Origin of the sequence: Catenibacterium sp. (genome assembly GCF_052354645.1) — a bacterium.
GTDB lineage: Bacteria > Bacillota_I > Bacilli_A > Erysipelotrichales > Coprobacillaceae > Catenibacterium > Catenibacterium mitsuoka_A.
In genome coordinates this window covers 1-8,801 of the sequence record NZ_DAWDDM010000068.1, presented here as the reverse complement: position 1 = coordinate 8,801, position 8,801 = coordinate 1, and the positions used below count along the sequence as shown (strand labels likewise).

The 8,801-nt window shown below is 34.1% G+C and carries 10 protein-coding genes; 3 read left to right on the top strand and 7 right to left on the bottom strand.

The window, feature by feature from the left end:
- From ACT8VG_RS04615 to sufC, 7 genes are all read right to left on the bottom strand, one after another.
- On the bottom strand, window positions 1–854 hold an 854-nt coding region (locus tag ACT8VG_RS04615; RefSeq protein ID WP_444195292.1), incomplete at its 3' end, for a HEAT repeat domain-containing protein.
- A gap of 66 nt (window positions 855–920) precedes the next feature.
- Window positions 921–1,448: a 5-formyltetrahydrofolate cyclo-ligase gene (locus tag ACT8VG_RS04610; RefSeq protein WP_444195291.1), complete on the bottom strand. Its 528-nt coding sequence runs from the start codon at window positions 1,446–1,448 to the stop codon at window positions 921–923.
- Window positions 1,441–2,847, bottom strand: coding sequence for a Fe-S cluster assembly protein SufB (sufB, locus tag ACT8VG_RS04605; protein ID WP_006506421.1), 1,407 nt, complete (start codon window positions 2,845–2,847; stop codon window positions 1,441–1,443). The genes ACT8VG_RS04610 and sufB overlap by 8 nt, the downstream gene beginning before the upstream one ends.
- A 2-nt stretch (window positions 2,848–2,849) precedes the next feature.
- A complete protein-coding gene (sufU, locus tag ACT8VG_RS04600) occupies window positions 2,850–3,287 on the bottom strand; it encodes a Fe-S cluster assembly sulfur transfer protein SufU (RefSeq protein WP_006506422.1) in 438 nt (145 codons plus the stop codon).
- On the bottom strand, window positions 3,271–4,503 hold the full coding sequence (locus ACT8VG_RS04595) for an aminotransferase class V-fold PLP-dependent enzyme (protein ID WP_444195290.1): 1,233 nt from the start codon (window positions 4,501–4,503) through the stop codon (window positions 3,271–3,273). Before ACT8VG_RS04595 ends, sufU begins: the two co-directional genes overlap by 17 nt.
- Before the next feature lie 2 nt (window positions 4,504–4,505).
- Window positions 4,506–5,387, bottom strand: a complete 882-nt coding sequence (locus ACT8VG_RS04590) for a SufB/SufD family protein (protein ID WP_217107132.1) — start codon at window positions 5,385–5,387, stop codon at window positions 4,506–4,508.
- Window positions 5,380–6,204 carry a Fe-S cluster assembly ATPase SufC gene (gene sufC / locus ACT8VG_RS04585; protein WP_195921500.1) on the bottom strand — a complete coding sequence of 275 codons (825 nt, stop codon included), beginning with the start codon at window positions 6,202–6,204 and terminating at the stop codon, window positions 5,380–5,382. The genes ACT8VG_RS04590 and sufC overlap by 8 nt, the downstream gene beginning before the upstream one ends.
- Before the next feature lie 153 nt (window positions 6,205–6,357).
- Here sufC and ACT8VG_RS04580 point away from each other — a divergent pair, with 153 nt between their 5' ends.
- The 3 genes from ACT8VG_RS04580 to ACT8VG_RS04570 are packed head-to-tail and all read left to right on the top strand — an operon-like array spanning window position 6,358 to window position 8,734.
- Window positions 6,358–7,323 carry a peptidylprolyl isomerase gene (locus tag ACT8VG_RS04580; RefSeq protein WP_444195289.1) on the top strand — a complete coding sequence of 322 codons (966 nt, stop codon included), beginning with the start codon at window positions 6,358–6,360 and terminating at the stop codon, window positions 7,321–7,323.
- 5 nt (window positions 7,324–7,328) lie between these two features.
- The gene (locus ACT8VG_RS04575; protein ID WP_226793825.1) at window positions 7,329–8,276 is read left to right on the top strand and encodes a hypothetical protein; all 948 of its coding nucleotides are present in this window, start codon (window positions 7,329–7,331) and stop codon (window positions 8,274–8,276) included.
- A gap of 53 nt (window positions 8,277–8,329) precedes the next feature.
- Window positions 8,330–8,734 (top strand): HIT family protein, encoded by a 405-nt coding sequence (locus ACT8VG_RS04570; protein WP_117458422.1) that lies wholly within the window; start codon window positions 8,330–8,332, stop codon window positions 8,732–8,734.
- The last annotated feature ends 67 nt before the right edge of the window (window positions 8,735–8,801 follow it).

The following is an 8,801-nucleotide window of genomic DNA, read 5'->3' as shown; positions in this document are numbered from 1 at the left end:
TCTCTAATAAGTATTTCAATATCATAATCAGATGTTACATTCTGTAAGTGTGAAGGCATTTCTTCAATGAGTTCTTGAACTACATCATTGATAACAGCTGATTTCTTTTCTCTCATTTGATCAACCAAACGATAATAGAAACATCCTTCTGCATCATATAAACGGTGTAGTACGTCTACCAAGTTACTTTGCGCAATACGTTTACCAATTAAATGCCCATCCTGAGCAAGTCCTGAACAACCTGATAATGGGAAAATCATTTCTCTATAATTACGTAAGCCTAGAAGGTCATAAATAGCCTTTGTACGGACTAATACGCCCTGTCCGACTGGTTTATAACGTAAATGCTTCACCTGTTCAAAAAGTGTATATTGATAATAAGGAAGTGTTGTAAGAATAACATCGACTTCTTTATGCAATAAACGGATTGATTTCTTCTTATGATAAGAATAAGAACGAATCATCGGATTTAATACCTTTAATTGTGCTTTGATATGCTTGCTGTCTACTACTTCTGAATTCATGAGTTCATTCTGGATTTCCTGTAATTCCTTAATATAAGGCTTACAATCATAATGACTCATACCTTTTAAATAAGCATCTTTTACAAAGTCCTTTTCTTCATTCTTATAAGCATCTAAAAGAACAGAAGCCATCATAGAATTTTTAGTATATCCAAGTAGTAATGCCGCATTTTTTCTTACCTTAGGATCTTCATGAGATAAACAATCACATAATTTTTCTACAATAGGTCCATCTAATGTATCAGCAGCTGTCATTGACCCTTTTAATTTTATTAGATTTTGACGCAGATCAATGTCTGCGAGAATATTCTTTACAACATTTTTTTCCATATAAAACACCTCATAATCATATCTATTATATCAAATTTATACCTTTGTTACTATAAAAAAAGTGCCTTAGAAGACACCTTTTTGTGTAATTATGTAACTAAGTGGAACATCAAGTGAGTGAGGATGAGTATTTTCTACTTCCTGGAAATCAAATGCTAAACCAATCGTCAGAGCATTTGTCTTCTTTAAACAACGATCATAAAAACCTCGGCCATAGCCAATACGATTATGATTTGCATCAAACATAAGTAATGGTACTACAATCACATCTAAATCTTTAACATCCATATGTTCATTTGTATTAGGTTCCAATATATGAAAAGCACCCTCTTTTAAATCATCCATAGTATATATTCTTTGGAAATCTAATTCATCTCCTACACATTTTGGCACATAGATTTCCTTTTCTAATATATATTTCTCAATCAAATGAAGTGTATCCACTTCATGACGATAAGACATATAAAATCCTATTCTTTTCGCATTCTTAAATGCAGGCATTTCTTCTAGATAAGAGGCAATTCTTTTTGAATAAGAAAGAAACGTCTCTTCTTCTAAAGCGAGACGTTTCTTAATCATCTGTTTTCTATCCAATAGCATCTTCTGACATATCAAGCTTAATAAGCTGATTTAATTCAACAGCATATTCCATAGGTAATTCTCTGCTGAATGGTTCAATGAAGCCCATGACAATCATCTCTGTTGCCTGTGCTTTAGTGAGACCTCTGCTCATTAAGTAGAAGAGCTGATCTTCTGATACTTTAGATACAGTGGCTTCATGTTCAATAATAGAATCATTATTGGCCATGATATTTGTAGGTACTGTATCACTTGTAGAAATCTTATCTAGAATTAATGTATCACATTCTACCTTACTCTTACAGTCATACGCATTCTTGTTATGACGGACAAGTCCTCTATAGTTTGTCTTACCACCATTTCTGGCAATAGATTTAGAAATGATCTGACTTGATGTATGAGGTGCTGCATGAATCATCTTAGCCCCAGAATCAATGATCTGACCTTTATCTCCTACCGCAATAGTAATAACTGTACCCTTGGCTCTTTCTCCTGCAAGAACGCAACAAGGGTATTTCATAGTAACAAGTGAACCGATATTACCATCCACCCATTCCATTGATCCACCTTCCATAACTTTAGCACGCTGTGTTACTAGGTTATAGATATTCTTAGACCAGTTCTGGATTGTTGTATAACGACAATGTGCATTCTTGCCGACAATAATTTCTACAACACCGGCATGAAGTGAATCTTTAGAATATGAAGGTGCTGTACATCCTTCTACATAATGGATATCAGATCCTTCATCTACAATAATTAAAGTTCTTTCAAACTGTGCCATACGTTCAGAATTGATTCTAAAATATGACTGTAATGGCTTATCTAATTTAGTATGAGGTGGTACATAAATAAATGATCCACCTGACCAGACAGCCCCATTTAATGCAGAGAACTTGTTATCGTAATATGGAATAACAGTATCAAAATACTTCTTGAAGATTTCTGGATATTGTTTTAATCCAGAATCAATATCTAAGAAGATAACACCCTTCTCTTTGACTTCTTCAAGCATATTATGATAAACAACTTCAGATTCATATTGAGCACTTGCCCCAGCTAAGAACTTCTGTTCTGCTTCAGGAATACCTAAACGATCAAATGTATTCTTAATTGTTTCTGGTACTTCTTCCCATTTATCTGTTTTAGTATCTGATGGACGATTATAGTATGTATAATCATCAAAATCCATCTTAGATAAATCAACACCCCACTTAGGCATTGGCATCTTTAAGAACTGTTTTAATGACTTGATACGGTATTCAGTCATCCATTCTGGTTCTTCTTTAATGGCTGATATTTCTCTAACGATATCTTCATTTAACCCTTTAGGTGTTTTGAAGACAGATACATCCTCATCAGGATGATCTTCTATCACTTCAGCTTGTGGAATATTAAGATTCTCAATAGCCATCTCTATTCCTCGCTTCCTTCTAATAATTTTAAGAATCCAGTCCAGCCTAGAGTCGCACACTTAATACGATTGGCCTGCTTATGCGTATTCTTAAACGCAATCGCTTCTTCAAGAAGTTCTGGATCATATTCTTTTTCATAAATCATATGCATATAGTTATCCACAATATGCGCTGCTTCTTCTTTTGTTTTTCCTTTAACTAGTTCAGTCATGATAGAAGTAGAGGCAGTACAAATGGCACATGCTTCACCATCAAAACGCACATCTTCCACTACATCACCATTAAACTTAGCCTGGACATCAATGTCATCAATACATGTACTTGAATCCATATTGACTTTCTGATATGAATCATCATCTACAAGTCCATGGTTTCTAGGATTCTGATAATGGTCCATAATAATTTCTCTCATGATCATTGGATCATCCAAAGAATGCATCAAGGAAATCATCTCCTTTCTTACATGCTTCAATAAACTGATCAATTTCTTCTTCAGTGTTATAGAAATAGAAAGAGACACGACAAGTTGTTCTTACTTTTAAGAACTCGTCTAGAATCTTTGCACAATGTTCACCCGCTCTAACCGCAATACCATAAGTATTAAATAAGCTGGCTGCATCCTGCGCAAAGACATCTTTAATATTAAAAGCAATAGCCCCTTCTGAGTTTGGGTTATATACAGTGACATTATCCAACTGAGACATCTTCTCAATTGCATAATGACGTAATTCTAATTCTCTTTTACGGATATTTTCCATACCGATACTCTGTAAGTATTTAACAGCTGCACCTAAGCCAATCACACCTTCAATATGAGGTGTACCTGCTTCAAATTTATAAGGTGGTTCCTTTAGTGTGACAAGTCCACAGCTGTTATAGCGTGAATTAGATCCTCCACCAAAACGTGTAGGCTTTGTTTCTTCTAATAACTCATATTTACCATAAAGAACACCAACACCTGTAGGACCACACATCTTATGACCTGAAAAAGCTAAGAAGTCCACATCATCACGTACAACATCTGTAACAATATGTGGTACACTCTGTGCCCCATCTGCCACTACAATAATACCTTTAGAATGCGCATATTCTGTGATTTCCTTGATAGGTACTTCATAACCTAATACATTTGTCACAATCGCAAGTGAAATAATCTTTGTATTCTCTGTTACAGCCTTCTTGACATTTTCTAATGTCATACGACCTTCTTCATCTAGTTCAATATATTTCACAACAGCCCCTGTTTCCTCTGCGACATCAAACCAAGCTAATGTATTAGAGGCATGTTCTGCCACATTCAAAAGGATTTCATCACCTGCTTTTAAATGTGTTTTGGCATAACCATTCGCAATTAAGTTAAGTGAATCTGTTGAACCACTTGTAAATACAACTTCTTCTTTTCTCTTTGCATGAATAAAATGCTGAACTGCTTCTCTCGCTTCTTCATAAGCAACATCCACCTGATGAGATAAATCATAATCTCCACGATGGGCATTTCCTGAATAGCTAGATAAATATTCACATACTGCATCAATCACACATTGAGGCTTTAATGTAGTCGCACCATTATCAAAATAAATCAGTGGCTTGCCATGCATCAATGTCTTTCCATCCAACATTGGAAAGTCTTTTCTTGTATCCTTACAATTCACCATAACTAAGCACCTACCTTTGATAACGCCAATTCAAAACGTTCCTTGATCATCTGATTATCTACAACTTCGACTACTGGCATTAAATAACCATAAGTAATCAGCTGCATAGCTTGACGTTTAGTCAAACCACGTGACTGTAAATAATAAAGATGTTCTTCATCCATCTTCCCTACACCAGCTGCATGAGAGGCCTGGACATCATATTCATCAATATATAAGAATGGATTTGCACTTGCATAACATTTTGGATCAAAGACAATGATCTTATTTGTCTGATGTGATGCTGAACCATTCTGTCCATTTGTAATTGTACCAATACCATCAATCACAAGATGTGCTTCATCTTTCGCAACACCATAGTTATCCATGATACCAGTAGTATGTGGTGCATTATGTTTTATATGCACCTTATAATGTTTCTTTTCTTTATCCTTTGATAAAGCCGCCATTCTTAATCTGACATCTGCCCCTTCACCATCTAATTCAAATGTATAAGAGGCTTCAATAGAAGCATCAGATAATTCAGAATAGCCAAGCTGAAGCATACTATCATGAGAAGAATGTCCTTCATCTAGATAAGTATTCTTTCCTGTTCCTTCATTTTCATTAAAGAAATTAACATGTGAATAAGCACCGTTAGTAAATGTACGATTTAATACGCCGTTTTCTTCAACATGTCTTGTTTCAATCACTTCTGCATAGACATTGTCTTCAAATACATAATGTAGTGACATTTCATTCTTTACATCTACCACTACATGAAGCTGAATGGGTTCTCCATACTTGAATGTGATTGTTGTATCATTCACAACAACTTCTTTAGGAAGATTATCTTCTGTTACCTTCCCATCCACAAAATGAATATAGTGTTCAAAACTATACATTGCTTGTCACCTTATGGCCACATACCCCAATAGAAACAACGTCTTCATCTTCTTTTTGGAGTTCAATGCCTAATTCTTTCTTTACCCATTCATATCCTTCATTGTTGATCTTTTCAATTAGTTCAAAGCCACCTTCTACTACAATGTTTCCATCTACTAATACATGTACATGTGTAGGCTTTACTAATTCATATAATCTTTCATAGTGAGAAACCATAACTAGACCAAAGTCTTCCTTTTTTGTTTCTCTCATCTCATTGATATTATCAGCGACGATACGTAACGCATCAACATCTAGACCTGAATCAATTTCATCTAATAATGCGAATTTAGGTTCTAGTAATTTCATCTGAAGAATCTCATTGCGTTTCTTTTCTCCACCTGAGAACCCTTCATTTAAATAACGATGAGCTAAATTACTATCCATTTCTAAGTCTTCTGTTGCATGGTCCATAGCCTTAATAAACTGATAAAGACTTAATGGTTTTTCTCTTCTCGCATTCATTGCAGAACGGAGGAAATCAGAGTTTGTGACACCTGGAATTTCCTGTGGATACTGCATTCCTAAAAATAATCCTTTACGGCTTCTTTCATCTACACTCATAGAAAGAACATCTTCACCATCTAATGTGATTGTACCCTGAGTTACTTTATATTTAGGATGACCCATGATTGTACCTAATAATGTTGACTTCCCATTTCCATTAGGACCCATCAATGCATGTGTTTCTCCTGTATTAATTGTTAGATTAATTCCCTTCAAAATCTCCTTGTCGCCAATCGCAACATGAAGATCCTTTATACTCAAAACTGACATCTTTTTTTCACCTCGAGAATCATTATAAAAGATTAAACGTTCAACCTCAAATAATATGATAAAGAATTATGTCTTTTTATGTGAAACATGGGTAATTATTTGAAAAAAATCACCTACCATGTATAATATATATGTTATGCAAGGAGGGTACGTATGAAAGCCAAAAAAATAGCGGCGCTATGTTTAGCGAGTGTTTTATTACTAAGTGGCTGTGGTGGTAAAACTGTAGATGGAAAGAGCGTAGTGGCTTCAACTAGTGAAGGTCATGTTTATGCAGATGATGTTTATGATACATTAATTTCTACTAGTTCAGGTAAGTCAGCAGCATTCCAGTATGTTCTTGATCAGTTGATCAATAAACAATATCCTATTACAAGTGATATGAAAGATAATGCAAGTGATATGCTTGATAGTATTAAGAATTCTTATAAGAGCAAATATGGTGAAGATTCTTATGAAAAACAGTTTAAGAGCGATTTAAAGAGTGCTGGCTACGCAAGTGAAAGTGAATATAAGAAGAAACTTATTTATTCTTTACAGTATGCAGAATTAGTCAAACACTATGTAAAAACACATTATGATACTGTATTTGAAGATTATTATAAGGTTGCCACACCTCGTATGATCTCTATGATTAAGATTTCTGTTTCTGATATTTCTAATCCTACTGATTCTGAAAAAGAGAAGTTAAAAGAAGTGCAGGAATTATTAAAGGATGGTAAGAGCTTCGGTGATGTTGCTAAGAGTTATTCAGATGATTCTACGACTAAGAGTGCAAAAGGTTCTTTAGGTGTTGTAGATACTACAAGTAACTTAACAAATACTTATGGTAGTACAATTAATGAAGCAGCTTTCTCTTTAACTGAAGGACAGACTTCTGATGTATTAACAGGTACTGATGGTTATTATATCTTAAAGTGTACTTCTACTAGTAAAGAAAAGATTAAGAAGAAATTAAAGAATGTGACTATCCAGTCTCCATTACTTACTTATGATGATCAAATCATTTATCTTGCATTCAAGACTTATGATATTGAATATAAAGATGCAAAGATTAAAAAAGCAGTCAATGAAGCAATTAAAGAAGGCTTAAAGTCTAGATCTGCAGAAAGGAAGTAATGAGAATGGCAGAATACAAACAGATCCATAAAGTAGAAGTTGAAAAGAAACCTTTTAAACTTACTAAGAAAATGATTGCATTACTTGTCATTGCGATTGTCCTTGTTGTAGGAGTGATTACAGCTTATATTGTGACTGCTGATAAAGATGGTTATACAAGTTCTGTAAAGGATGGTTCAACAGAAGTAATCAGTGGTGATGTAAGTGTGACTAAGAAAGGTTTATATGAATACTTATTAGACAACTATGGTGCCAATGAAGTATTAAATGAAGCTTACAATAAGATCACTGCAAAAGAGATTACTGACCAGGATGCAATTGATGCAAAAGTAAAGGAACAAAAGAATCGTTATGCTGAATATTCTGGTTCTTTTGAAACTTATGCAAAGAATCAGGGTTATAGTAATGCAAAGGCTTTTGAGAAGGAAGTCGTTGTACCAGAAGCAAAATCTGAACTATTAGAAGAAAAATATTTAGATACAGAGTTCAATGATGTATGTAAGAAATATAATGTTTCTTATTTAAAGATTGTTGAGTATAGTAAAGAATCTGATGCATTAAAAGCATTAAAGACAGTGACTAATGCAGATGCAATGACTGCTTTAATGAATGCAAATAGTTCTAGTTCTACTGATTTAGGTTTTGTATGCAGTAAGAGTTCTACTACTACAGTTGATAAGAAGATCATCAAAGCTTTAAGCAAGTTTACTTCATTAAAGACTGATGGTGTATATAAGGAAGCAGTTAAATTAAGTACTGGTAAATATGCAGTTGTATATGTATACAACACTGATAAGAATGCTCAGAAGAATGATATTGTTGAAAACTTATTAAACCTTGGCGATGTGAAAACAGATATTGAATCTTATTATTTAAAGAAATATAAGTTCACTGTTGAAGATAAAAAGGTTAAGAAACAGATCAAGAAAATTTCTAGTAAATATGTAGACTAAGAGACGTGAGAGCGTCTCTTTTGTGTTAGAATAAAGACAGGAGGTTTTATATGATGGATAATTGTATTTTTTGTAAGATTGCCGCAAAGGAAATTCCTGGCAAAGTTGTATATGAAGATGATACTTGTATTGCGTTCTTAGATTTATCACAGACTACTAATGGACATACACTCGTTATTCCTAAGGAACATTATGATAGCTTTTTAGAAGCAGACCCAGAAGTGATGGCACATTGTATGAAAGTGGCTCAGAAGCTTGCAAATAAGATTGTAGAGAATATGCATGCAAAAGGATGTAATATTCTTACTAATGCGAAAGAAGTCGCTGGCCAGACAGTGCATCATTTCCATATTCATATTATTCCAAGATATGAAGAAAATGATCCAATCAAGATTGAATTTACTGATCGTTCAAATGTTGTAAATCTTGATGATATATACAACGAAATCATGAAATAGAAAAACAGGGATTTTAAAATGGTACCCATAAGGAGGACAACAACCTGACAGTTGTGATACCCCTCCT

Excerpts from the sequence above, each read along its gene's own strand:
- sufB (WP_006506421.1), bottom strand. The coding sequence starts at position 2,847 with ATGGCTATTGAGAATCTTAATATTCCACAAGCTGAAGTGATAGAAGAT.
- sufU (WP_006506422.1), bottom strand. The coding sequence starts at position 3,287 with ATGCATTCTTTGGATGATCCAATGATCATGAGAGAAATTATTATGGAC.
- ACT8VG_RS04595 (WP_444195290.1), bottom strand. The coding sequence starts at position 4,503 with ATGGTGAATTGTAAGGATACAAGAAAAGACTTTCCAATGTTGGATGGA.
- ACT8VG_RS04590 (WP_217107132.1), bottom strand. The coding sequence starts at position 5,387 with ATGTATAGTTTTGAACACTATATTCATTTTGTGGATGGGAAGGTAACA.
- sufC (WP_195921500.1), bottom strand. The coding sequence starts at position 6,204 with ATGTCAGTTTTGAGTATAAAGGATCTTCATGTTGCGATTGGCGACAAG.
- ACT8VG_RS04580 (WP_444195289.1), top strand. The coding sequence starts at position 6,358 with ATGAAAGCCAAAAAAATAGCGGCGCTATGTTTAGCGAGTGTTTTATTA.
- ACT8VG_RS04575 (WP_226793825.1), top strand. The coding sequence starts at position 7,329 with ATGGCAGAATACAAACAGATCCATAAAGTAGAAGTTGAAAAGAAACCT.
- ACT8VG_RS04570 (WP_117458422.1), top strand. The coding sequence starts at position 8,330 with ATGGATAATTGTATTTTTTGTAAGATTGCCGCAAAGGAAATTCCTGGC.